The organism is Burkholderia sp. FERM BP-3421 (assembly GCF_028657905.1).
Taxonomy (GTDB): domain Bacteria; phylum Pseudomonadota; class Gammaproteobacteria; order Burkholderiales; family Burkholderiaceae; genus Burkholderia.
In genome coordinates this window covers 2,786,520-2,808,884 of the sequence record NZ_CP117782.1, presented here as the reverse complement: position 1 = coordinate 2,808,884, position 22,365 = coordinate 2,786,520, and the positions used below count along the sequence as shown (strand labels likewise).

General features: G+C 68.8%; 22 protein-coding genes. 10 read left to right on the top strand and 12 right to left on the bottom strand.

The window, feature by feature from the left end:
* Positions 1–232: 232 nt before the first annotated feature.
* Positions 233–1,309 carry a porin gene (locus tag Bsp3421_RS28655; RefSeq protein WP_273999426.1) on the top strand — a complete coding sequence of 359 codons (1,077 nt, stop codon included), beginning with the start codon at positions 233–235 and terminating at the stop codon, positions 1,307–1,309.
* A 138-nt stretch (positions 1,310–1,447) separates the two neighbouring features.
* Positions 1,448–2,410, top strand: coding sequence for a LysR family transcriptional regulator (locus Bsp3421_RS28650; RefSeq protein ID WP_273999424.1), 963 nt, complete (start codon positions 1,448–1,450; stop codon positions 2,408–2,410).
* 91 nt (positions 2,411–2,501) lie between these two features.
* On the opposite strand, the gene Bsp3421_RS28645 is transcribed toward Bsp3421_RS28650, so the two are convergent.
* A complete protein-coding gene (locus Bsp3421_RS28645) occupies positions 2,502–3,461 on the bottom strand; it encodes an NAD(P)H-dependent flavin oxidoreductase (RefSeq protein WP_273999422.1) in 960 nt (319 codons plus the stop codon).
* Positions 3,462–3,706: 245 nt separating this feature from the next.
* Here Bsp3421_RS28645 and Bsp3421_RS28640 point away from each other — a divergent pair, with 245 nt between their 5' ends.
* Positions 3,707–4,603 (top strand): alpha/beta fold hydrolase, encoded by an 897-nt coding sequence (locus tag Bsp3421_RS28640; RefSeq protein WP_273999421.1) that lies wholly within the window; start codon positions 3,707–3,709, stop codon positions 4,601–4,603.
* Between the two features lie 114 nt (positions 4,604–4,717).
* Here Bsp3421_RS28640 and Bsp3421_RS28635 read toward each other — a convergent pair whose 3' ends face one another.
* Entirely contained in the window at positions 4,718–5,200 is a 483-nt protein-coding gene (locus tag Bsp3421_RS28635) for an Lrp/AsnC family transcriptional regulator (RefSeq protein ID WP_273999419.1), read from the bottom strand.
* A gap of 111 nt (positions 5,201–5,311) precedes the next feature.
* Here Bsp3421_RS28635 and Bsp3421_RS28630 point away from each other — a divergent pair, with 111 nt between their 5' ends.
* Positions 5,312–6,220 (top strand): DMT family transporter, encoded by a 909-nt coding sequence (locus Bsp3421_RS28630; RefSeq protein ID WP_273999418.1) that lies wholly within the window; start codon positions 5,312–5,314, stop codon positions 6,218–6,220.
* Between the two features lie 321 nt (positions 6,221–6,541).
* Here Bsp3421_RS28630 and Bsp3421_RS28625 read toward each other — a convergent pair whose 3' ends face one another.
* Genes Bsp3421_RS28625 through Bsp3421_RS28605 form a run of 5 tightly spaced genes read right to left on the bottom strand, consistent with a single transcriptional unit; the run spans position 6,542 to position 9,702 of the window.
* The gene (locus Bsp3421_RS28625) at positions 6,542–6,868 is read right to left on the bottom strand and encodes a DUF1289 domain-containing protein (protein ID WP_443111602.1); all 327 of its coding nucleotides are present in this window, start codon (positions 6,866–6,868) and stop codon (positions 6,542–6,544) included.
* Positions 6,754–7,260 carry a YbaK/EbsC family protein gene (locus Bsp3421_RS28620; protein WP_273999415.1) on the bottom strand — a complete coding sequence of 169 codons (507 nt, stop codon included), beginning with the start codon at positions 7,258–7,260 and terminating at the stop codon, positions 6,754–6,756. The genes Bsp3421_RS28625 and Bsp3421_RS28620 overlap by 115 nt, the downstream gene beginning before the upstream one ends.
* A 37-nt stretch (positions 7,261–7,297) precedes the next feature.
* Positions 7,298–8,230: a hydroxymethylglutaryl-CoA lyase gene (locus Bsp3421_RS28615; protein WP_273999414.1), complete on the bottom strand. Its 933-nt coding sequence runs from the start codon at positions 8,228–8,230 to the stop codon at positions 7,298–7,300.
* 51 nt (positions 8,231–8,281) lie between these two features.
* On the bottom strand, positions 8,282–9,259 hold the full coding sequence (locus Bsp3421_RS28610; protein WP_273999413.1) for a 2-hydroxyacid dehydrogenase: 978 nt from the start codon (positions 9,257–9,259) through the stop codon (positions 8,282–8,284).
* A 5-nt stretch (positions 9,260–9,264) separates the two neighbouring features.
* Complete coding sequence (locus Bsp3421_RS28605) at positions 9,265–9,702, bottom strand: VOC family protein (protein WP_273999411.1); 438 nt, start codon at positions 9,700–9,702, stop codon at positions 9,265–9,267.
* A gap of 151 nt (positions 9,703–9,853) precedes the next feature.
* Between Bsp3421_RS28605 and Bsp3421_RS28600 the strand changes: the two genes are divergently transcribed.
* Positions 9,854–10,480 carry an RBBP9/YdeN family alpha/beta hydrolase gene (locus Bsp3421_RS28600; RefSeq protein WP_273999410.1) on the top strand — a complete coding sequence of 209 codons (627 nt, stop codon included), beginning with the start codon at positions 9,854–9,856 and terminating at the stop codon, positions 10,478–10,480.
* Between the two features lie 156 nt (positions 10,481–10,636).
* Here the strand turns inward: Bsp3421_RS28600 and Bsp3421_RS28595 are convergent, their stop codons facing one another.
* Positions 10,637–12,754: a phosphocholine-specific phospholipase C gene (locus tag Bsp3421_RS28595; protein ID WP_273999407.1), complete on the bottom strand. Its 2,118-nt coding sequence runs from the start codon at positions 12,752–12,754 to the stop codon at positions 10,637–10,639.
* Positions 12,755–12,802: 48 nt separating this feature from the next.
* Positions 12,803–13,096, bottom strand: coding sequence for a hypothetical protein (locus Bsp3421_RS28590; RefSeq protein WP_273999405.1), 294 nt, complete (start codon positions 13,094–13,096; stop codon positions 12,803–12,805).
* Between the two features lie 213 nt (positions 13,097–13,309).
* Here Bsp3421_RS28590 and Bsp3421_RS34535 point away from each other — a divergent pair, with 213 nt between their 5' ends.
* Positions 13,310–13,405 carry a hypothetical protein gene (locus Bsp3421_RS34535; protein WP_443111601.1) on the top strand — a complete coding sequence of 32 codons (96 nt, stop codon included), beginning with the start codon at positions 13,310–13,312 and terminating at the stop codon, positions 13,403–13,405.
* 144 nt (positions 13,406–13,549) lie between these two features.
* On the opposite strand, the gene Bsp3421_RS28585 is transcribed toward Bsp3421_RS34535, so the two are convergent.
* Entirely contained in the window at positions 13,550–14,818 is a 1,269-nt protein-coding gene (locus Bsp3421_RS28585; protein WP_273999403.1) for an MFS transporter, read from the bottom strand.
* Between the two features lie 98 nt (positions 14,819–14,916).
* Between Bsp3421_RS28585 and Bsp3421_RS28580 the strand changes: the two genes are divergently transcribed.
* Positions 14,917–15,846 (top strand): LysR substrate-binding domain-containing protein, encoded by a 930-nt coding sequence (locus Bsp3421_RS28580; RefSeq protein ID WP_273999401.1) that lies wholly within the window; start codon positions 14,917–14,919, stop codon positions 15,844–15,846.
* Between the two features lie 774 nt (positions 15,847–16,620).
* Complete coding sequence (locus Bsp3421_RS28575; protein WP_273999400.1) at positions 16,621–17,382, top strand: DUF3472 domain-containing protein; 762 nt, start codon at positions 16,621–16,623, stop codon at positions 17,380–17,382.
* Positions 17,383–17,852: 470 nt separating this feature from the next.
* On the opposite strand, the gene dapA is transcribed toward Bsp3421_RS28575, so the two are convergent.
* A complete protein-coding gene (dapA, locus tag Bsp3421_RS28570; RefSeq protein WP_273999398.1) occupies positions 17,853–18,746 on the bottom strand; it encodes a 4-hydroxy-tetrahydrodipicolinate synthase in 894 nt (297 codons plus the stop codon).
* Positions 18,747–19,405: 659 nt separating this feature from the next.
* On the opposite strand from dapA, the gene Bsp3421_RS28565 reads away from it, so the two are divergent.
* Positions 19,406–20,425, top strand: a complete 1,020-nt coding sequence (locus Bsp3421_RS28565; RefSeq protein WP_273999397.1) for a sulfate ABC transporter substrate-binding protein — start codon at positions 19,406–19,408, stop codon at positions 20,423–20,425.
* A 185-nt stretch (positions 20,426–20,610) separates the two neighbouring features.
* Positions 20,611–21,534 carry an ion channel gene (locus tag Bsp3421_RS28560; protein WP_274004394.1) on the top strand — a complete coding sequence of 308 codons (924 nt, stop codon included), beginning with the start codon at positions 20,611–20,613 and terminating at the stop codon, positions 21,532–21,534.
* Here the strand turns inward: Bsp3421_RS28560 and Bsp3421_RS28555 are convergent.
* Positions 21,521–22,135 carry a glutathione S-transferase family protein gene (locus tag Bsp3421_RS28555; protein ID WP_273999396.1) on the bottom strand — a complete coding sequence of 205 codons (615 nt, stop codon included), beginning with the start codon at positions 22,133–22,135 and terminating at the stop codon, positions 21,521–21,523. The two genes, Bsp3421_RS28560 and Bsp3421_RS28555, sit on opposite strands and share 14 nt — an antisense overlap.
* Positions 22,136–22,365 lie beyond the last annotated feature (230 nt).

The window sequence follows — 22,365 nt, the reverse complement described above, 5'->3', positions numbered from 1 at the left end:
TCGCGCGGTGCGCGAAAGCATTTCGTCAGGTGGTTTGCCCCCGCTTTCGTCTGCTGAATCCCGCCAAAACGCGGGGAAGTTAATGCGGACGCTATACCCGCAATAAGCGCCCTCTTTTTTGACCGGAAAAATGGTCCGTAAAGATGGCAGCGCCCCAATCGACGCAGGCCTCCGCCCGTACCAACAACAACGCGCTTGCGCCGTCTTTTTTCGACAAACACGTGGAGATCCAATGAAGTCACTTGCCAGCCGGGCGCTGCATACCTCTTTCGCGTTCGCCGCCGCGGCGACGCTCGCCGCCGGCGCGACCGGCGCGCATGCGCAATCGAGCATCCAACTGTACGGGCAGGTCGACGCCTGGGTCGGCGCGCAGAAATTCCCGGGCGGCGAGCGCGCGTGGGGCGTGCAGGGCGGCGGGATGTCGACCTCATACTGGGGCGTGCGCGGCACCGAGGATCTCGGCGGCGGCTACAAGGCGATCTTCACGCTCGAGGATTTCTTCCGGCCGCAGAACGGCAACTACGGCCGCTTCAACGGCGACACCTTCTTCGCGCGCAATTCCTACGTCGGCCTCGAGACGCCGTACGGCACCGTCACCGCGGGCCGGCTGACGACGCATCTGTTCGTGTCGACGATCCTGTTCAATCCGTTCATCGACTCGTATGTGTTCTCGCCGATGGTCTACCACGTGTTCCTCGGCCTCGGCACGTTCCCGACCTATACGACCGACCAGGGCGTCGTCGGCGATTCGGGCTGGAACAACGCGGTGTCGTATACCACGCCGAACTATCACGGCTTGAGCGGCAGCGTGATGTACGCGCTCGGCAATCAGGCGGGCAGCAATGCATCGAAGAAATGGAGCGGCCAGTTCCTCTACTTCAACGGCCCGTTCGCCGCGACGGCCGTCTACCAGTATGTGAACTTCAACAACAACCCGGGCGACCTCGGGCCGCTCGTCGCCGGCATGAAGAGTCAGGGCGTGGCGCAGCTCGGGGTCAGCTACGACCTCAAGTTCGTGAAGTTGTTCGGCCAGTACATGTATACGAAGAACGACCAGATCTCGGGCAGCTGGCATGTGAACACCGCGCAGGGCGGGGTCACGGTGCCGCTCGGCGCGGGCAGCGTGATGGCGTCCTACGCGTACTCGCGCGACGCGGGCGGCCTCGACCAGACGCGCCAGACCTGGGCGCTCGGCTACGACTATCCGCTGTCGAAGCGCACCGACGTCTACACGGCCTACATGAACGACCGTTTGTCCGGCATGTCGAGCGGCAATACGTTCGGCGCCGGGATTCGTGCGAAGTTCTAAGCAATCGGGCCCCGTAGTCCGCCATGTTCGCGGCGTCACACAAGTGACGCCGTTTTGCTTTTCTTGACGATTTCGTTTCTCAGCCTTTGTTACAGTTGCTCGCGATAGCCTCATTCCCACCGATTGCGAGCATTTTCGATGGATACCCTCGTCAGCATGAATGTATTTCGCTTCGTCGTCGAAGTGGGCAGCTTCGTCGGTGCGGCGGAACGCATGCAGATGTCGGCGGCGATGGCGAGCAAGCACGTGATGCACCTCGAGCAACAGCTCGGCGCGCGGCTGCTGCATCGCACGACCCGTCGCGTCGCGCCGACCGAAGCCGGACGCGAATACTACGAACGGCTCGTACAGGCGCTCACCGAACTCGACGAAGCCGGGCAGGCCGTCGGCGCGGCGAGCGTGGTGCCGCAGGGGCGTTTGCGCGTGACCTCGCTCTCGGCATTCGGCCTGCGTCACGTGATGGATGCCGTGACCGATTACGCGGCACGCTATAGCGACGTGACCGTGGAGATCACGCTGTCCGATCGCGTGGTCGAACTGATCGACGAAGGCTACGACGTGGCGGTGCGCGCCGCGCCCGCCGGCATGAAGTCGTCGTCGCTCGTCGCGCGCCAGATCGCCACCGCGCACATCCTGTTGGTGGCGTCGCCCGATTACCTGAAGCAGCACGGCACCCCGACCACCCTGGCCGATCTCGAACACCACAACTATCTGCGGCGCGATCCGAACGCCACCACGCTCGATGCGATGGCGACGGACGTCGCGGCCGCATCGCGCGTGTCGCTCGCGGGCAACCTGATCGTCAACCATCTCGAAGGGCTGCGGGTCGCGGTGCTGGGCGGCGCGGGCATCGCGCTGCTCGGGACCGAGGTGGTCGGCGAAGACATCGAGGCGGGCCGTCTCGTGCCGCTCCTGCTCGACGTGATGCCGCCGCGCGAGCTGCCGATCTACGCGGTGTATGCGAGCCGCCGCCATGTCTCGGCGAAGGTGCGTTCGTTCGTCGATTTCCTCGCCGACCGCTTCGCCGGGCAGTCGCTGTGCCCGTCGATCGAAGAGCGGCTCAAGGTGCTCGCGCTGCCGCGCATGAAGCGGATCGGCTGAACGGCTGAACGGCGCGCGTCGCGGGTTTCACGTAAAAAGGCGCGGCCTCATGGCCGCGCCTTTTTACATTTCATGCCGTGATGTCGCGGCGTCAGCCGCGGATGCCGAGGCGCGCCTTCGCGTCCTGGTATTCGCGCGCGAGGCGCGTGACGAGTTCGCCGACCGACGGCACGTCGTCCATCAGCCCGACGCCCTGGCCTGCACCCCAGATGTCCTTCCACGCCTTCGCCTTGTCGGAGCCGAAATTCATCTTCGACTTGTCGGCTTCGGGCAGATCGTCCGGGTTGAGGCCCGCGTTCACGATGCTCTGGCGAATGTAGTTGCCGTGCACGCCGGTGAACAGGTTCGTGTAGATGATGTCGGACGAGCTGGCGTTCAGGATCGCGTGCTTGTAGTCGTCGACCGCATGCGCTTCCCGGGTCGCGATGAAGCGCGTGCCCATGTACGCGAGATCGGCGCCCATCGCCTGCGCGGCGAGGATCGAGCCGCCGTTCGCGATCGAGCCCGACAGCACGATCGGGCCGTCGAACATCTTGCGCACCTCGCCGACGAGCGCGAACGGCGAGGTCGTGCCCGCGTGGCCGCCGGCGCCCGCCGCGACCAGGATCAGCCCGTCGACGCCGGCTTCGAGCGCCTTCTGCGCGTGCCGCAGGTTGATCACGTCGTGCAGCACGATGCCGCCGTAGCTGTGCACCGCGTCGACGATCTCGCGCGCGGGCGCGCGCAGGCTCGTGATGAAGATCGGCACCTTGTGCTCGACGCAGACGCGGATGTCGTGTTCGAGCCGCACGTTCGACTGGTGGACGATCTGGTTGACCGCGAGCGGCCCGATCACGGCGTCCGGATGGCGAGCCTTGTGTTCGGCGAGCTGCGACTGGATCTGCGTGAGCCATTCGTCGAGCAGTTCGGCGGGGCGCGCGTTCAGCGCCGGAAACGAGCCGACGATGCCCGCCTTGCACTGCGCGAGCACCAGCTCGGGGTAACTGACGATGAACATCGGCGACGCGATGACAGGCAGCGCGAGATTTTGCAGGACGGCGGGCAAAGCCATGGTGAGTCTCCGTGATCGTTGCCGCGCCCAGGCGGCGGATTGAGCCACGCGATGCGATTCGCAACAGGGCTACGCAGCGGGTTGGCTGCATATTAATACGAACGATCGTGCGATTGTAGGGCGAGGCGCGCGGCGGCGGTGTCGAGGGAGTGTTCTGCTTCTACGGATTGTCCGGGAAAACGGCCGATGGGGTGCGATTTGCCCTCCTACAATAGGCAGCAACAACAATTCCAGAGAACAAGACCATGTCGTTTGAGGAGTTCGCGCCGTTCAGGGTCGATGCGCAGGGCGTCGAGATTTTCGGCGTCAAGGGAGGCGCGGGGCCGCCGCTGCTGCTGCTGCATGGGCACCCGCAGACGCACATGATCTGGCATCGCGTGGCCGCGACGCTGGCTCGCCACTTCACCGTGATCGCGACCGACCTGCGCGGCTATGGCGCCTCGTCGAGACCGGAGAGCGATGCGCGGCACACGCCGTATTCGAAGCGCGCGATGGCGGCCGATCAGGTCGAGGTGATGCGTCATTTCGGTTTCAAGCGTTTTCACGTGGCCGCGCACGATCGCGGCGCGCGGGTCGCGCACCGGATGGCGCTCGATCATCCGGTGCAGGTCGAGCGCATGCTGCTGCTCGACATCGCGCCGACGCTCGCGATGTACGAAGGCACCGATCGCGCGTTCGCGACCGCGTATTTCCACTGGTTTTTCCTGATCCAGCCGGCGCCGCTGCCCGAGACGCTGATCGACGGGCGCACCGACGCCTATGTCGAGCAGCTGATGGGCCATCGCGCGGCGGGGCTCGCGACGTTCGCGCCGGAGGCGCTGGCCGCGTACCGCGATGCGCTGCGGCAGCCGGGCGCGGTGCATGCGATGTGCGAGGACTATCGCGCGTCGGCGACGATCGACCTCGAACACGACCGCGAGGATCTCGAACGCGGCAACAAGATCGGGTGCCCGCTGCGCGTGCTGTGGGGCGCGCAGGGCGTGGTCGCGCGATGCTTCGAGCCGCTCGAGGAGTGGCGGTGCGTGGCGCGCGATGTCAGCGGGCGCGCGCTCGATTGCGGGCACTACATTCCGGAGGAAGCGCCGGTCGCGTTGATCGAGGAGATGCTGGGCTTTTTCGAGGCGCGCGACGTGGGCGCGTGAGCGGCGCGGGCCGGCGCGACGGCGCTTGCCCAGCGGGCTCATGGGGTGATCCGGCCTGCGCCCGGGCCGGAAGCGCGGCAGGCCGCCGCCTGCGCGTGCCCGCCGGCTGCAGGATCACGCCCGATGTTCGAGCGGCGGCAGCCGCCGCGCCACCGGCGTCGACTTCACGATCGCCGTGCTCGTCTCCGCGCGCTCGGTCACCTTCGCCAGAATCCCGTCCAGATGCTCGATCGAGCGCAGGTAGACCCGGCAGATGAAGCAGTCGTCGCCCGTCACCTTGTCGCATTCGACGAACTCGGGGATCTGCCGCAGCAGCGCCTCGACCAGATGCAGCTGCCCCGGCAGCGGCTTCACGCGCACGATCGCCTGCAGCGTGTAGCCGAGCGCGCGCGGATCGATCTCCACCGTGTAACGCCCGATCACGTGTTGCGCCTCCAGCCGGCGCAGCCGGTCCGCCGTGCTCGGCGCCGACAGCCCGATCCGGCGCGCCAGCTCGCTCGTCGTCATGCGCGCATCCTCGGCCAGCAGATGCAGCAACGCGCGGTCGGTCGCGTCGAGGCCATCGACCGGTACGGGCGGGGTTAGGCGTTTCGGCATCTCGACCTTCTTTTAAAAGGAAAACAGGCAATTTCGTCTTGCATAAGCGATGGATTGCCGCGGCTCGGGTTTCTAAAATCAAACCATACCTGAACCCAACGGATGTTTTCCATGGCAACCCCTGAAATCCGCCGCGGCGCCGCCGAGATGACCCTCGCGATGCTGATGTCGGGGACGATCGGCTGGTTCGTCGTGTCGTCGCAGCAGCATCTGATGAACGTCGTGTTCTTCCGCTGCGTGTTCGGCGGCGCGACGCTGCTCGGCGTGTGCGCGGCGCTCGGCCTGCTGCGTCGCGGCCTGCTGTCGCGGCGCACGCTCGGCCTCGCGCTGCTCGGCGGCGTCGCGATCGTCGCGAACTGGGTGCTGTTGTTCGGCGCGTATTCGCGCGCGTCGATCTCGATGGCGACCGCCGTTTATCACACCCAGCCCTTCATGCTCGTCGCGCTGGGCGCGCTGGTGTTCCGCGAACGGCTCACCGCGTCGATCGTCGGCTGGCTGCTGCTCGCCTTCGTCGGCCTCGTGTGCGTCGTGCGGGTCGAGCCCGCGGTGCTCGCCGTGCCGGGCGAATATGTCGAGGGCGTCGCGCTCGCGCTCGGCGCGGCGTTCCTGTACGCGGTGTCGTCGATCATCACGAAGCGCCTCAGGGGCGTGCCGCCGCATCTGATCGCGCTGCTCCAGGTCGGGCTCGGCGTCGTGCTGCTCGCGCCGTTCGTCCACTACGACGCGCTGCCCGCGACGCCCGCGCAGTGGCTCGATCTCGTCGTGCTCGGCGTCGTCAACACCGGCGCGATGTATGTGCTGCTGTACGGCGCGATCCAGAAGCTGCCGACCGCGATGACGGGGGCGCTGTCGTTCATCTATCCGGTGGTCGCGATCGTCGTCGACCGGATCGCGTTCGGGCAGACGCTCGCGTGGAGTCAGGTGCTGGGCGCGGTGCTGATTCTGGTGGCCGCGGCGGGCGTGAATCTCGGCTGGCGGATCGTGCCGGCGCGGCGCGCGATCGCGAAGCCGGGACGGTGAGCGCACGGCGCGCAAGGCGCGGCGCGCAGCACAGGTCGCGCGCCGGGAATCCGTAGGGAAACTCCCGATGCGATGCCCGACGGGTGGCTCGTATGATGCGCAGTGACGTTGATCACGTCGACAAAATTCCGTTTCTGAGCGCCGTTCGCCGCATTGGCAGAACGGTTTTTTTTTGCGCGGCGAGGATAGGCCGGGCGTCGCACCCGTTCGCCCTCACGCGCCCGCGGCGCGCCATCGGATGAGTCCGCGGACCACGGCCGGACGGCGAGGCTCGCCCGTTCAGACCCGCGCGCGGCCCCGGTGCGCGACGCAGCGCCGTGCTCAGTCGCCTTCCGTCACGCTCGCCGCTGCCGCTGCCCGCGGGCGTCGCGCATCGAGGCGCGCCAGCACCGCGCGCCTGCCCTCGTCGTCGAGCTTGCGCCAACTGGCGATTTCGTCGCGCGTGCGATGGCAGCCTTCACACCAGCCGGTGGCGGCGTCGAGCCGGCAAATGCCCGTGCACGGCGACGGGACGCTCGGCGTGACGATCTCGCTCATGCTTGCTCGCGCAGCGCGACGTCGACGACGGGCGCGCCCGTCATCGCGACCAGCTCGTCCGGCGTCAGGTTGAACACCGCATGCGGATGGCCGGCCGCGGCCCACAGGCAGTCGAGCGCGAGCAGATCCGCGTCGATCAGCGTGACCGGCTTGACCAGATGCCCGATCGGACACACGCCGCCGATCGCGTAGCCGGTGTGGTCGCGCACGAACTTCGCGTCGGCGCGGCCGATCTCGCCGACCTGCGCGGCCACCTTCGCCTCGTCGACGCGATTCGCGCCGCTCGCGACCACGAGCACCGGCGCGCCGTCCACGCGGCGGCGGAACAGGATCGACTTGGCGATCTGCGCGACCGAGCAGCCCAGGCCGGCGGCCGCTTCGGCGGAGGTCTTGCCGGTTTCCGCCAGCATCACGATGGGTTTCGCGTGGCCGCGCTCGCGCAGCAGCAGTGCGACGCGGCGCGCGGAATCGGGCAGGGCGTCGAAGGAAGCGGAGGTCGTCATGAGAACACGCTTGAGCAGGAAGTAAAGACGGCGGGCATTATGCACAGGACGCCGCATCGGTGGCGCTGCGTGCCTTCGCGAGCAGCGCGCGGCCCGCGCGCGACACATTGGCGCGGCCGATCGCGGTGGAGATGAAGTCGCCCGCCTCGACCACCTGCTGCAGATCGATGCCGGTGTCGATGCCGAGCCCCTGCATCAGGTACAGCACGTCCTCGGTCGCGACGTTGCCGGTCGCGCCCTTCGCGTACGGGCAGCCGCCGAGCCCCGCCACCGATGCATGGAAGATCTCGATGCCCTCGAACAGCGCCGCGTAGATGTTCGCGAGCGCCTGGCCGTAGGTGTCGTGGAAATGGCCCGACAGCCGCTCGCGCGGAAATGCCCGCGTGACGGCGGCGAGCACCTCGCGGGTGCGACGCGGCGTGCCGACCCCGATCGTGTCCGCGATGTCGATCTCGTCGCAGCCGAGCGCGGCGAAGCGCGCCACCACGTCGACCACCGAGGCGACCGGCACCTCGCCCTGATAGGGGCAGCCGAGCGCGCACGACACGCTGCCGCGCAGCCGCAGGCCCGCGTCCTTCGCGGCGCGCGCGACCGGCTCGAAGCGCGCGATGCTCTCGGCGATGCTGCAGTTGATGTTCTTCTGCGAGAACGCCTCGCTCGCGGCGCCGAAGATCACGACTTCGTCCGCGCGCGCGGCGAGCGCGTTCTCGAAGCCTTTCAGGTTCGGCGTCAGCACCGAGTACACGGTGCCCGGACGGCGCGCGATGCCGGCCATCACCTCGGCGCCGTCGGCCATCTGCGGCACCCATTTCGGCGACACGAACGAGGCCGCTTCGACGTTGCGGAAGCCCGCGCGCGACAGGCGGTCGACGAGCGCGATCTTCACCTCGGTCGGCACGAGACCCTTTTCGTTCTGCAGGCCGTCGCGCGGGCCGACCTCGACGATTTTCACGGCTGCCGGGAATGTCATGTCTGTCTCCTGAGGGGTTCGTTATATCGATGAATGCAGGGGCGGCGCGCCTCAGTAGCCGCGCGCGAGGTCGATGACGCCGCCGATCGTCGCGCCGCGCGCGAGCGCGTCGATCTTCGCGGCGATCTGTTCGAGCGCCTCGGCGTGCAGCGTTTCGGCCGAGGTATGCGGCGTGATCGTGATGCGGGGCTCGCGCCAGAACGGGTGTGCGGCGGGCAGGGGCTCCTGCGCGAACACGTCGAGCGTCGCGGCGGCGAGCCGGCCGTCGGCCAGCGCGGCGAGCAGGTCGGGCTCGACGAGGTGCGCGCCGCGCGCCACGTTGACGAGGTAGGCGCCGCGCGCGAGCCGCGAGAAGGTGCGCGCGTTCAGGATGCCGTCGGTGGCGGGCGTGCTGGGCAGCAGGTTCACGAGCACCTTCACGCCGTCGAGGAAGGCGTCGAGGCGGGCGTGGTCCGCGTGCGCGTCGGCGCTCGCGTGCACGGCGCCGGTGTACACGGAAACGCCTTCCACCCGTTTCTCGCGCCGGCCGAAGCCGCGCACCGGCAGGCCGAGCGCGGCGAGCGCGCGCGCCACCTGCGTGCCGAGCACGCCGAGCCCGAGCACGCCGACCGTGAAGGTCGCGCGCGGATGCGCGGGCAGCGGCTGCCAGCGGCCTTCGCGCTGCAACTGCGCGTAGTCGTCGAAGCGCCGCAGGTAGCGCAGCACCGCGTGGGTCACGTACTCGATCATCTGCTGGCCCATGCCGGTGTCTTCGAGGCGCACGAGCGGCACGCCGCGCGGCAGCGTGCCCGGCTGCGCGCGTTCGAGCGCGAGCAGCGCATCGACGCCCGCGCCGAGATTGAAGATCGCGCGCAGCCCCGCGCGCGGCGCGAAGAACGCATGCGGCGCGCGCCACACGAGCGCGTAGTCGGCCGGCGCGTCGTCGCCCGGCTGCCAGACGCGCAGCCGCGCGCCGGGCAGATGGCGCGCGACCGCGTCGCGCCAGTCGGCGGCGGCCGGGCCGGGCGGCGTGCAGAGCAGGATTTCCATGCGCGTCACTTCGCGAACAGCTGGTCGATGTCGGCGAATGCCTTGAATTCGAGTGCGTTGCCGCACGGGTCGAGGAAGAACATCGTCGCCTGTTCGCCCACCTCGCCCTTGAAGCGCAGGTGCGGCTCGATCACGAACAAGGTGCCGGCGGCCTTCAGCCGCGCGGCCAGCGCCTCCCATTCCTCCATCGACAGCACCACGCCGAAATGGCGCACCGGCACGTCGTCGCCGTCCACCGGATTGACGGCGGCGCGCCCGGTTTCGTCGGGCGCGAGGTGGGCGACGAGCTGGTGCCCGAAGAAATCGAAGTCGACCCAGTGCGCGGAGCTGCGGCCCTCGGCGCAACCGAGCAGGCCGCCGTAGAAGCGGCGCGCCTGATCTAGGCTCGTGACCGGGAGGGCGAGATGGAACGGGCGCAATGCGCCGGGCAGCGGGGCGGGCATGGGGGCGTCTCCTGAATGAAGCCCTCATTCTACGGTTTCGGCGCGCCGCGCGCCGCCGCCCGTCGAAATGCAAAGCACGAAAAATTGGTTCGTCGCGCGCGCGCCGCCGCCGACAATGGCGACCGGACCACCAGCATCAGCGAGGGCAAAGATGCGCTCATGCAGCAAATCGACCTGGCCGCCGCGGCTCGTGACCGTTCCCGGACTGCACGGCAGCGAGGGCGCGCATTGGCAGACCTGGCTCGAGCGGCAGTTCGCGCGCGCGCTGCGGGTCGAGCAGGACGACTGGGACGCGCCGCACCTCGCGCGCTGGGCGCAGTCGCTGCTGGACCTGCTCGCGCGCGAACGCGGGCCGTTCGTGCTGGCCGCGCACAGCTTCGGCTGCCTCGCGGCCGCGCATGCGCTCGCGCAGCCCGGCGCGCCGCTCGCGGAGGTGGCGGGCGTCCTGTTCGTCGCGCCCGCGAGTCCCGCCAAGTTCACCTTCGCCGGCGCGTTCGAGGGCCGGCGCCTCGCCGTGCCGTCGATCGTGATCGGCAGCGAGACCGACCCCTGGATGCGCATCGAGGATGCGCGCGAACTCGCGCAGCGGCTCGGCGGCGCGTTCGTCAATCTCGGCGACGCGGGCCACGTCAACACGGCGGCCGGCTACGGCCCCTGGCCGCGCGCGAAGTACTTCGTCGACACCCTGATCCATTGCGCGGCGCCGCTGCGGTTCCGCGAGGAGGCGGGCGAGTTCGAGGCCGCGCCGCCGCACGCGGCGATCGCGACGGTGGCCTGAGCGCGCCCGCTCCGTCGCGGTCTTCTTCGATACGCGCCGCGCCATGAAAAACAGCCCGGCCAGCGTACGCTGATCGGGCTGTCCCGGTTCGGCCGAGACGCTCCGGCCGAGCCGCTCGCCGGAGCCCGGCGCATGCGTCGGGCTCGCGGGCGGCGTTCAGGCGCTCACGGGCGCGACCGCGGCCGGATCGGAGTAGCTCGGGCGGCCGTTCTCCACGTGGCCCGCGAAGCGGCGCGCGAAGCCGCCGCTGGTCCCGTCCGACACCGTGACGTCGTACCAGTGATGGCTCGACGCGAGCGACCACTGCTCGATCCGTTCCTCGCCGCCGTGCAGCGTCAGGTGGCGCGCGGGCGCGCCGTACGCGTTGTCGGTCAGCGTCAGCTGCACGCGCGCGCCGCCGCGATTGGCGATCTTCAGGTACAGGTTCCCGTTCGCGACGTCGTAGCCGGCCTTCACCTCCGGATGCGCCGCCGCGTGCGCGCCATGCGGCGCGCCGGCCTGCGCCGCGCCGCCGAAGCTGCGCACGAAGCCGTTCGGACCGTACACCGTGAAGTCGTAGGCGCCGTTCGTCACCGTCAGGTCGAATTCGTCGTGCAGCGCGCGATGCGCGCCGACCGTGTAGCGCCACGGGCCGTCGCTGCGGTTGCCCGCGTACACGTAGAAGTGCGCGCCCTGGTCGCCGCGGTTCGCGAATTCGATGCGCAGATGCCCGCCGTGCACGCTCGCATTCACATGCAGTTCATAGGGCAGCGCGCGCGCGGGCCGCACGCCCGGCTCCTGCGGATCGATCGGGCTCGGCTGGGCCGGCACCGTCGGCGCGGGCTTGGTGGTGCACAGCTGATCCGCGATCGAACGGTAGTTGCTCGTGTCGGGCAGCGGCGGCAGCGTGGCGTCCGGGGTGCGGAAGTCGAAGGCCGCCGTCAGGTCGCCGCACACCGTGCGACGCCACGGCGTGATGTTCGGTTCGTCGACGCCGAAGCGCTCGCTGATGAAGCGGATCACCGAGGTGTGGTCGAACACCTGCGAGCACACGAAGCCGCCCTTGGTCCACGGCGACACCACCGTCATCGGCACGCGCGGGCCGAGGCCGTAGGGCAGGCCGTCGGCGGTGTAGCTGCCGCCGCGACCCGGATTCACGACGTTGTGGATCTCGCCCTCGACGGTCACGGTCGACAGGCCCTGCGCGCGCGTCGTGGCCGGCTGCGGCGGCACGAGGTGATCGAAGAAGCCGTCGTTCTCGTCGTACATGATGAACAGCACGGTCTTGCGCCAGACCTCGGGGTTCGCGGTCAGCGCGTCGAGGATCTGCGAGGTGTAGTTCGCGCCGTAGGCGGGCGTGTACTTGGGATGCTCGGAGAACGCCGCGGGCGGCAGCAGCCACGAGACCTGCGGAAGCTTGTTCGCGAGCACGTCGGCCTTCAGGTCGTCGAGCGAGCGCGCTGTCTGCGCGCGCTGGTACAGCGAGGAGCCCGGCTGCGCGTTGATGAAGTTCGCGAAGTTCTGCAGGATGTTGGTGCCGTAGTTGCCGTTCAGCGGATCGTTGCCGTTGGTGCCCTGCTGGTACACCTGCCACGAGACGCCGCGCGCCTCCAGGCGCTCGGGGAAGGTCGTCCACGACAGCAGCTGGTATTGCGGCGGCACGTCGCCGTCCACGTAGTCGTTGTTGTCGAGCAGCGGGCCGCCGAACTTGCCGGTCGGATCGACGGTGCCCGTCATCAGGTACGAGCGGTTCGGGTGGGTCGGGCCGGGCAGCGAGCAGAAGTAGTGGTCGCAGACCGTGAACGCATCGGCGAGCGCGTAGTGGAACGGGATGTCCTCGCGCACGTGATAGCCCATCGTCATGTCGGTCTTGTTCGCCGGCCACTGGTCGTAGCGGCCGCCGTCGATCGCGGCTTGCGTCTTGTACCACGAGTGGTCGAGGTCGCCGATGCACTGCGCGCTCGTGGTCAGCGTGTTGAGCCGGAACGGCAGCACCGGCTGCGCCGGATTCGCCTTCGACGGCTGATACCACACCGGCTTGCCGTTCGGCAGCGGGATCGGGAAGCGGTCGTTGTAGCCGCGCACGCCGCGCAGGTGTCCGAAGTAATGATCGAACGAGCGGTTTTCCTGCATGAACACGACGATGTGCTCGACATCGCGGATCGTGCCGGTGCGCGAGGCGGCGGGAATCGCGAGCGCGCGGCGGATCGATTCGGGGAACACCGTGAGCGCGGCGGCGGCGCCCGCGGATTGGGTCATCGTATGCAGGAAACGGCGGCGACTTTCTGACGTCATGTTTTCACCTGGGGCGAGTTGTTCTGCGGTGGGGATGGAAACGGGCGATCAGCCGGGCGTCGACGCGGCGGTGGCCGCGGTGGCGGTGGAGCCGGGGGTGTCGTCGTTGTCGTCGGGCGGGTAATGGACGACGGGCGGGGCGAGCGGTGCGTCGTTCGAGGCGCGCGCGGCGGGGGCGCCGCTGTTGAAAGCATTCGCCGCGCCGTCCGTCGCGCGCGGCGTGTCGGGCGCGGCGGACGGCGCATCCGCCGCGCCGCGTTGGGCGGCGTGCGTCGCGTCGTCGCTGCAGGCGGCAAGCAGCACGGCGGCGGCAAGGACGGCGGCGGTGACGCGCTGGCGCATCGGATGTCTCCCGGACTTGGCTGGTCGTGAACGACTTAAAGTATGAAGAGAGGATGCGTCGGTTGCGTGAAGCGAATGCGACGGCCATGTTATGACGAAATGCTTTCGAATAACTAACGATTGACCAAGGGGGTGGGGCTTGGTGATCGGTGAAGGACGGAGGCGGCGGAGAGGCGCGGGCCTCGGGCGTGATGCGAAGCGGAGAATCGGAGAATCGGAGAAGCGGAGAAGCGGAGAAGCGGAGAAGCGGAGAAGCGGAGAAGCGGAGAAGCGGAGAAGCGGAGAAGCGGAGAAGCGGTGACGCGGTGAAGCGGTGAAGCGGTGAAGCGGTGAAGCGGTGAAGCGGTGAAGCGGTGAAGCGGTGAAGCGGTGAAGCGGTGAAGCGCCCGCGCGCTTCGCGCGCGGGCCGACCCGTGAGGCGTGAGCGGGGCGCGACGCCGCGCGCGGATTGTTTCAGTGCGCGCGACGCCGCGGGCGCGGGAACAGCGGATAGGTCGCGCACACGACGAGCATCGCGACGAGCCACACGCTGCCCCAGTTGCCTGCGGCGAGCAGCCGGGGCACGACGAGCGGCGTCAGGAACAGGCCGATGAAGACCGCGGTGTTCGCCATGCCGAGCGCGGCGCCTGCACGCTCCGCGCCGGCGAGCGTCGCGAGTTCGGTATAGGCGACGCCGTGCCAGGCCGACACGCAGATGCCGGCGAACACGAGCAGCGCGACCAGAATGCCGAGCGGCACGCGCGGGCCGGCCGCCGTCGCGAGGGCGAGCAGCGCGAACGCGCCGGCCGCCACGCGCACCGCGCCGCGCAGGTAGGCGCGGCGGTTGCCGTGCCGGTCGGTGTGGCGGCCGCTCCAGATCCGCATCACGATCGCGCCCGCCTGCAGCGTGACCATCGCCGCGCTGATGCTCGCGAGACCGAACCGGCCGTAGTCGTGCAGGAACACCGTGGCGAACGACAGCACCGCGAACTGCGGCGCGCACAGCATGCCGATGCCGAGCACGATGCGCCAGACCGGGCCGCTGCGCAGCGGATGGCGCGCATCGGCGTCGGGTGCGGCAACCGGGTGGGCAGGGCTCGCCGGCGCGGCGGGCGGCGGCTCGTGCAGCCAGCACCAGGTCAAGGCGGCCGAGGCCGCGCACAGCAGCGCGAGCGCGCCAAACACACCGATGAAGCCGACGTGCGCCGCGAGCGCTGGCAGCAGCGCCGCGCCGACGCCGCCGCCGAGCGGCACCGCGGTCTGCCGGATGCTCATCGCGAGGCCGCGCTCGTGGACGCCGAACCAGCGCATCACGGCGCGCCCGCTCGACCCGTTGACACTGCCGCCGAGCAGGCCGACGCCGAACAGCGCGAGCGCGAGCCGCCACGCGGAGGGCGCGGCGTCGCCGGACGGCGCGACCGCGCCCGCCATCGCCGCGAGCGCGGCGGCGGTCGCGAGCAGGCCGACCAGCAGCACACGGCGGTCGCCCCAGCGGTCGGCGGCGATGCCCCACGGCAGCTCGGACAGCGCGATGCCGAGCCCGAGCGCGCCCAGCACGAAGCCGAGCCCGTCGTTGCCGAAGTGATAGGCGCTGCGCAGCCAGACGGCGGTGGTCGGGATGCCGGTCGCGGCGGCGGAGAAGCTCATGTTGGCGGCCACGCCGACGCCCAGCACGCGCCAGCGGTGCGACGCGGGCAACGGGGGCCGGATGGCGGGCGGGCACGGCAGGGCGGGTGAGTTCATGGCGGCGGGCGCGGGGAGAGATTGACGATGGGGAGTGTCGCGCCGTACATTCATCCTGAATATCGGAAAGTTTTTAACTGATCGTTCGATAAAACAGGATGATTGCCATGTCGCAGACCAATTTCGACATCGCCGCGCTGCGCAGCCTGGTGGCCGGGATGGACCTGGGCAGTTTCGCGAAGGCGGCCGATCGGGTCGCACGTTCGTCGTCGGCGGTCAGCGCGCAGATCCGCAAGCTGGAGGCGCAGGCGGGCACGCCACTGTTCCGCAAGGCGGGGCGCGGGCTCGATCTGACCGACGCGGGGGCGTCGATGCTGAGCTACGCGCGGCGGCTGATCGAACTCAACGACGAGGCCGCGGCCGCGGTGCGCGGCGTGAACCTCGACGGCTGGGTGCGGATCGGCCTGCCGGAGGATTTCGGCGAGGCGGTGCTGCCGGACGTGCTCGGGCGCTTCGCCCGTGCGCATCCCAAGGTGCGGATCGAGGCGCGGGTCGCGCGCAATGCCGAGCTGCTCGAACGGCTCGACACGGATCAGCTTGATCTCGCGCTGGTGTGGGGCGACGCCGGCGCGGTGGATCTCGACGCGCGCGCGGGGTTGGCGGGCGAGGTGATCGATCACGCGCCGATGCGCTGGATCGGCGCCGCGGCGCCGGTCGCGTTCGATGCCGACGAACCGTTGCCGCTCGTGGTGTTCGATCGGCCGTGCGCGTTCTTCAACGCGGCGACGGCCGCGCTGGACCGGGCCGGCGTGCCGTGGCGGATCGCGTTCGCAAGCCCGAGCCTCGCGGGCCTGTGGGCGGCCGCGGCGGCCGGGCTCGGGGTGACGGTGCGGTCGCGCTACGGCCTGCCCGCGTCGGTGCGCGCGCTCGACGGGCCGGCGGGGCGCGGGCTGCCCGCGCTGCCGAACTTGCCCTTGATGTTGTTGCGCAATACCTCGGCGGCGACGCCGACGGTCGCGCGGCTCGCGCAGATCATGCTGCAGGCGGTGCGCGCGCCGGCCGAGGCGGCGCCGCCGCTGGCGGCGTGAAGGAGCGGAAGGCCGCGAGTGAGGCGAATGGCGCGCGAATTCGAGGCGGTCAGGATTTCCGCGTTCAACGTGCGTCGGAAATCAGCCGGAGGGGCGAACGCATCGATCTGCGCAGAGCTCAAATTGGCAGCATGATTGCCTTGGCGTTTCCATTCAAAAATCCCGGAAAACCGTTCGAACGAGCGAGCCCCTTTCCGGCCGCGCTTGTTTGCAAAGGATTGTCAAGTTCAGATTATTTGTGTTGTCTGGGCGGCAATCGCGCATTCATAGTGATCAAATTCCATAATTCGCCTTGCTAACGAAATGCGGATCCGCGCGCTATCCGACATGGCCGACGCCGACGTGTTGTCCTGCCTGCTCACCTGTTGCCGCCCGGCATGCGCGTAGACATCATGGGGAGAGGCGACAGGCATGGCGCTCGACTGGACGCGGCGATTGCCACCATCGCGCGCAACCGTCGATTCCGCCCGCAAGCGTGCAATGCCGGGGCGCGGAGATCGTGGGTGCGGGAGACATCTGGCGGCTATTTCGTCGCTCGAGGGTCAAGTCAAGAACAGCTTGGCTCGCGCGGCATTCTCCGTGCGCGCGCCAGGTCGGGCCAGTCGACCGGAGCGGCCCGAACGGGCGCTTTCATCGGGTGGCCGAGCCTGTCCGCGCACAGTCCGCTCGCCCCGACTGAATTTCAATTGCAGGGAGAACCGGTGTCCTCAAATTGGATTTGTGCAGCAGCGGCTGCCACCTTCAATCATCCCCCAATCTTTTATTGAGACTAACGTGAGTACTGTGAAAATTTCCCGCCCGCATGCCGGTGCTGTCATTTCTTTTTTAAAGAAATCCCTCTTGTTCTCATTGCTGGCTTTCACCGCAATGGAAGCGCCGGTATATGCGGCCGCAGGTGGGCCGCATCAATACTGGACCAACCCGGCAGGCACCGGGGCCTGGAATCTCGATCAATATATTACGATCTCCGCGGACCAGCCCATGAATTTCTGGTCGCATGAATTTTATCTGCAAGGTGGCGATACGGGTTATATCGGCTTGCAGGACACGCCGAATGGCAAGACGGCAATCTTTTCATTGTGGAATGCAACGTCGGGAACGGCCACAACGTCGGGGTTCAATTGCCAAGGTGGAGCGGAAAACGGGCCCGTCTGGCGCTGCATGGGCAACTACAACTGGAAGGTCGGCGTGAGATATCGCCTTCGCCTTTGGGAGACCGCCTCCACGCCCAATGGCGTCACCTGGGTCGGGACGGTGCAGGACACCTCCACGGGTGTTGAGACGGCTATTGGCTATCTTACAAGCCGGTCCGGGCAAAACCTGATCAGCTATTCCGTGAACTGGATCGAGAGTTATTCCTTGAATAGCGTGACCAACCCCGATGTCGTTTGTAATTCAAAGCAACCGGCGACAGGTTACTTTGAATATCCGACCGCCAACAATGGCGCCATCACATTTAAGCCGAACTATCCCTCCAATGTAGCGTGCGGATCGCATAATTCAGGTGAAAATAATGCGGTTTTCATCTATCAGTAAATTTGAGGTTGAAATATCGATCTGAACCGACGCATTTTTCGCGGCGTTGCTTCAAGTAAGCGCCAAGGATGAGGCGTGGCGTTCCACGCAAAGCAACAAGGCGCGACGGCGTCGAGAAGCCTCGGCGTTTCCCGACGCCGCGCCGCATCGCGTGATCGGTTTCAGCCGGTTCCGACCGGGCCCACCATCAGCCTGCATGGTCCCGATGGTGGGCTCGATTGCGCGTTGCTCCAGAGCGTTGGCCGAGCGGGCGCCGACGTCGGGGCATCGATGGCTTCAGCCTTCATCGGGTCGTTGCCAAACGGCTCCGGCATCACGGTGGGAATTGCCGGCCCGCTGATTCGAAACGTCACTGGAGATCGCCCGCGCGCGACGGGCGCGGCATTTCGAGGTGCCGCCGCGACCGATAGCATCGTGGTTCGGCCGATTCATCGGGCACGCCGCTCAGGGCCGATCGCGCCGCGCCGCCCTCATGCAACCCCCTCCGTCTCCTCCACCTTCTCCAACGCCTCCCACACCGTCCGCAAGCGCGCCCGCAACGCGTCGCCGGCCGGCACGAACGGGAGCCGCAGGCCATCCTCGCAGTGCCCGCGCATCGCGAGCAGCGCCTTGACGGGCGCGGGATTCGGCTCCTCGAACAGCGCCCGCACGAGCGGCTGCAGCGCGACCGCGCGGCGGCGCGCGGCGGCCAGTTCGCCCCGTCGCAGCAGCGCATGGATCCGCACGTGCCACGCGGGCAGCAAATGCGCGGAACTGGCGATCGTGCCGTGCGCGCCGACGCACAGCGCCGCGAAGTTCTGCGGATCGTCGCCGGACAGGATGCGCAGCGGCGTGTCGTGCACGAGCCGCATCATCCGGTCGATCCCGCCGCCGCATTCCTTCACGCCGACGATGCGCGGATCGCGGGCGAGCGCCTGCAGCGTTTCCAGCGACACCTCGACGCCCGTCCGGTACGGGATGTTGTAGACGAGGATCGGCAGGTCGGCCGCGACGGCGACCGCTTCGAAATGCTGCCGGACCCCGGCCTGCGACGGCCGCACGTAAGCGGGCGGCGTGACGAGCAGGCCGGCCGGGCCGAGCGCGGCCAGCTCGCGGGCGCGCCCCACGGCGTCGCGGGTCGAGATCGACGACACGCCGAGCACGACGGGCAGGCCGGGGGCGGCGTCGCGCAGCGTCGCGTGGATCGCGTGCACCTCGGCGGCGTCGAGCAGCGCGCCTTCGCCGGTGGTTGCGCCGGCAACGAACCCGGCGATGCCCTCGGCCGCGTAGTGGCGCGCGAGACGGGCGAGCGCCGCGTGATCGACGGCGTCCTGGTGGAACGGTGTGATGATCGGCAGCCAGATGCCTTCGAAACGGACTTGCATGGTGATGGGCCTTGTCGGAAACGGATTGAACGGAACCGTTCCGCCGGCGGAGCGCCGGGTGAGGCAGCCAGGAGCGCGTGCGCGCAGGTGGGGGCCCGTCCGGCGGATCGCCTGACGGGACGCGACATCCCCGTCAGTCGAGGTGTCGTTTTTTCAGTTTCAGGCCAGCCGCGCGCAGGCCTGCCGGGACGGCGAGGAGCGTGAGCGAACGGGACAGGAGCGACATGGCGGGTGGTCGATGAAAACTGAGCGGCCATCATAGCATCGCGGCCGCCGCGTCGACAATCCGGCCCGCGGCGGTGCGCGATGCGCGGGACCCGGTGGCGGTCGCCGTCGCCAAGCCGTCTCATCAACGGTGCGTCATCGGGCACGGCACCGCGTGCGCGATGTCGTCCGGTGGGTCGATCCGGCCCGCGGCGGCCCGGCGACCTTTGCCGGTGCACGTGATGCCCGCGCCGGATGCCGGCGAGGACCGCCGCCCCGTTCGCGCGGCGGCGCGAGCGCCTCGCCCCGCGCCCGGCGCGCCGAACGCGCCGCGCGGCCGGCCGCTTATCGCGCGGCGCGCATGCCTTTCCACGACAGATTGGAACCCGCGCGGCGCGCAGCCGCTAGAATCGCTGCTTACCGTTACCTGACACAACACAAGCGGAGCACATCAGATGAAGCACACCCTGGGGATCGGCGGCTGGCTGCGGGCCGGCGTGGTCGCGGCGGCGCTCGGCGCGGCGTCGCTCGCGCAGGCGGACACGGCGCTCTTGAACGTGTCGTACGACGTCACGCGCGAGCTGTACAAGGACATCAACGCGAGCTTCGTCGCCGCCTACAAGCAGCAGGCGGGCGAGACCGTGGCGATCCGCCAGTCGCACGGCGCATCGAGCGCGCAGGCGCTGTCGGTGCTGCAGGGCCTGCAGGCGGACGTCGTGACGATGAACCAGCCGAACGACATCGATCTGCTCGCCGAGCGCGGCCAGCTGCTGTCGAAGGACTGGCGCGCGCGCTTCCCGCACAACAGCTCGCCGTACTCGACGACGATGGTGTTCCTGGTGCGCAAGGGCAATCCGAAGCAGATCCGCGACTGGAGCGATCTCGCGAAGCCCGGGGTGCAGGTGATCATCGCGAACCCGAAGACCTCGGGCAACGGCCGCTACGCGTATCTGGCCGCATGGGGCTACCAGAAGCAGAAGGGCGCGGGCGACGCGCAGGCGCTCGAATTCGAGAAGGCGATTTTCCGCAACGTGCCGGTGCTCGATTCGGGCGGCCGCGGCGCGACCACGACGTTCACGCAGCGCGGCATCGGCGACGTGCTCGTCACGTTCGAGAACGAGGTCGCGCTGATGGACACCGGCGCGTCGGGCGCGGACTTCGAGGCGGTGTATCCGTCCGCGAGCATCCTCGCGGAGCCGCCCGTCGCGGTGGTCGACAAGGTGGTCGACAAGAAGGGCACGCGCAAGGCGGCGCAGGCGTATCTCGCGTACCTGTACACGCCGGCCGCGCAGGAGATCATCGCGCGCCACCATCTGCGCCCGCGCGATCCCGAGGTGCTGAGGAAGCACGCGGCCGAGTTCAAGCCGCTCAAGACCTTCAGCGTCGAACAGGTCTTCGGCAGCTGGGCGAACGCGCAGAAGACCCACTTCGCGGACGGCGGGACCTTCGACCAGATCATCGTCGACCGGAAGTGACGTGAGGCGTTGACGCGCCCGGCGCGCGCAGCCGGGGCGGGAAGCGGCGGCCCGGAACCGGGGCCGCCGTTTTTTTATCGAAACGGCGTCCGAGCCCACCCCGGCCGGAGACAGCGAAAACACGCAGTCGTTTTCCCGCCCGGCCATGCTACCCTCGGCGCACCTTGGCCCAGCCCCGCCGCGCGATGCCCGACGATCCCGTTTCCTCCGCCCCCCGCGTGACGCGCGGCCGCAAGATCTGGTCCGGCACGCGCTTCGTGACCGCGCACGGCATGGCGGCGCCGGGCTGGCGCGATCTCTACTACTGGGCGCTCAAGGTCAGCTGGCCGGTGTTCTTCGCCGCGCTCGCCGTGCTGTTCCTCGTCAACAACACGGTGTTCGCGGGCCTGTACCTGCTCGGCCATGCGCCGATCGCGAACCAGTCGCCGCCCGGCTTCGCGGGTGCGTTCTTCTTCAGCGTCGAGACGCTCGCGACCGTCGGCTACGGCGACATGCATCCGCAGACCTACTACGCACACCTGATCGCGACGCTCGAGATCTTCGTCGGGATGTCGGGCATCGCGTTGTCGACCGGGCTCGTGTTCGCGCGCTTCGCGCGGCCGCGCGCGAAGATCCTGTTCGCGCGTCACGTGGTGGTGCGCATGCTCAACGGCCGCATGACCTTGATGATGCGCGTCGCGAACGCGCGCCAGAACGTGATCGCGGAGGCGCGCGCGAAGCTGCGCCTGATGCGCAAGGAAGGCTCGCCCGAGGGCTTCGGGATGCTCAAGATCCACGACCTGAAGCTGGTGCGCCACGAGCATCCGATCTTCCTGCTCGGCTGGAGCCTGATGCACGTGATCGACGAGACGAGCCCGCTGCACGGCGCGACGCCCGAATCGCTCGCGACGGGCGCCGCGCTCCTGATGCTGATGATCGAGGGCTCGGACGAGACCACGGCGCAGGTGATGCAGGCGCGCCATGCGTGGGAGCACGACGCGATCCGCTGGAATCATCGCTATGTCGACCTGATGAGCGAGGTCGACGGCATGACGCACATCGACTACAGCCGCTTCAACGACGTCGTGCCGGTGGAGCCGCCCGCCGGGCCCGATCTCAGCCGGGCATGAGGCGCGCCAGCTCGCGCGCCTCGACGGCGCACGCGCGCCGGTAGCCGTCGCGCGCGTGCGCGCGGTCCACGTACGCGCCGTATCGTCCCTCGCGCGGCAGCAGGCCGGCGGAGAGGGCGATCTCCAGGGTGTTCACGAGCAGGATGTCGGCGGCGCTGAAGCGCTCGCCGAGCAGCCAGGGTTGCCCGTCGAGCGTGGCGTCGAGCGCCTGCTGCACGCGTTCGAGACTGCCCCAGCCGAACGCGGCGGGATTGCCGGCCGCGCCGGTGAATTTTTCCGCCATCGCGGGTTCGAGGCAGGCGGGCGTGAAGTTCATCCACTGCAGGAACCGTCCGCGCAGCGGATCGTCGAGCGGCACGCCGAGGCCGGCGGCGGGATAGCGGTCCGCGAGGTACAGCAGCACCGCGCCCGATTCGCCGAACGGCATGCCGCCGTCCTCGAGCGCCGGCAGCTTCGCCATCGGATTCACGCGGTGGAACGCGTCGCCGTCCTGCTCGTGCGCGCGGATGTTGACGGGCACCAGCTCGTAGGCCGCACCGATCTCCTCGAGCATCCACAGCGCGCGGAACGCGCGGGTCTTGGGCCAGTAATACAGTTTCATCGCACAGTCTCCTCACCGGTTCCCGCCACTCTAGCGTGATGCCCGCCGCCGCGCGAGCGCGCGCCGGATATTGCGCCGCAGCATCGCGCGCCCGGCGCGACCCGCGCACCGCGCCGGCAGATCTCACTCAAATCGGTCGAAAAGCGTCGACAGTTTTTCTCCGGACGTCTGCGCGCGATCAAGATAAGAAAAAAATTTCTCCGATTGGCGCGAAAAAATAGAGTCCATTC

Bases quoted from the DNA above. Each gene is read 5' to 3' on its own strand.
- Bsp3421_RS28655 (WP_273999426.1), top strand. From the start codon at position 233: ATGAAGTCACTTGCCAGCCGGGCGCTGCATACCTCTTTCGCGTTCGCC.
- Bsp3421_RS28650 (WP_273999424.1), top strand. From the start codon at position 1,448: ATGGATACCCTCGTCAGCATGAATGTATTTCGCTTCGTCGTCGAAGTG.
- Bsp3421_RS28645 (WP_273999422.1), bottom strand. From the start codon at position 3,461: ATGGCTTTGCCCGCCGTCCTGCAAAATCTCGCGCTGCCTGTCATCGCG.
- Bsp3421_RS28640 (WP_273999421.1), top strand. From the start codon at position 3,707: ATGTCGTTTGAGGAGTTCGCGCCGTTCAGGGTCGATGCGCAGGGCGTC.
- Bsp3421_RS28635 (WP_273999419.1), bottom strand. From the start codon at position 5,200: ATGCCGAAACGCCTAACCCCGCCCGTACCGGTCGATGGCCTCGACGCG.
- Bsp3421_RS28630 (WP_273999418.1), top strand. From the start codon at position 5,312: ATGGCAACCCCTGAAATCCGCCGCGGCGCCGCCGAGATGACCCTCGCG.
- Bsp3421_RS28620 (WP_273999415.1), bottom strand. From the start codon at position 7,260: ATGACGACCTCCGCTTCCTTCGACGCCCTGCCCGATTCCGCGCGCCGC.
- Bsp3421_RS28615 (WP_273999414.1), bottom strand. From the start codon at position 8,230: ATGACATTCCCGGCAGCCGTGAAAATCGTCGAGGTCGGCCCGCGCGAC.
- Bsp3421_RS28610 (WP_273999413.1), bottom strand. From the start codon at position 9,259: ATGGAAATCCTGCTCTGCACGCCGCCCGGCCCGGCCGCCGCCGACTGG.
- Bsp3421_RS28605 (WP_273999411.1), bottom strand. From the start codon at position 9,702: ATGCCCGCCCCGCTGCCCGGCGCATTGCGCCCGTTCCATCTCGCCCTC.
- Bsp3421_RS28600 (WP_273999410.1), top strand. From the start codon at position 9,854: ATGCGCTCATGCAGCAAATCGACCTGGCCGCCGCGGCTCGTGACCGTT.
- Bsp3421_RS28595 (WP_273999407.1), bottom strand. From the start codon at position 12,754: ATGACGTCAGAAAGTCGCCGCCGTTTCCTGCATACGATGACCCAATCC.
- Bsp3421_RS28590 (WP_273999405.1), bottom strand. From the start codon at position 13,096: ATGCGCCAGCGCGTCACCGCCGCCGTCCTTGCCGCCGCCGTGCTGCTT.
- Bsp3421_RS28585 (WP_273999403.1), bottom strand. From the start codon at position 14,818: ATGAACTCACCCGCCCTGCCGTGCCCGCCCGCCATCCGGCCCCCGTTG.
- Bsp3421_RS28580 (WP_273999401.1), top strand. From the start codon at position 14,917: ATGATTGCCATGTCGCAGACCAATTTCGACATCGCCGCGCTGCGCAGC.
- dapA (WP_273999398.1), bottom strand. From the start codon at position 18,746: ATGCAAGTCCGTTTCGAAGGCATCTGGCTGCCGATCATCACACCGTTC.
- Bsp3421_RS28565 (WP_273999397.1), top strand. From the start codon at position 19,406: ATGAAGCACACCCTGGGGATCGGCGGCTGGCTGCGGGCCGGCGTGGTC.
- Bsp3421_RS28560 (WP_274004394.1), top strand. From the start codon at position 20,611: ATGCCCGACGATCCCGTTTCCTCCGCCCCCCGCGTGACGCGCGGCCGC.
- Bsp3421_RS28555 (WP_273999396.1), bottom strand. From the start codon at position 22,135: ATGAAACTGTATTACTGGCCCAAGACCCGCGCGTTCCGCGCGCTGTGG.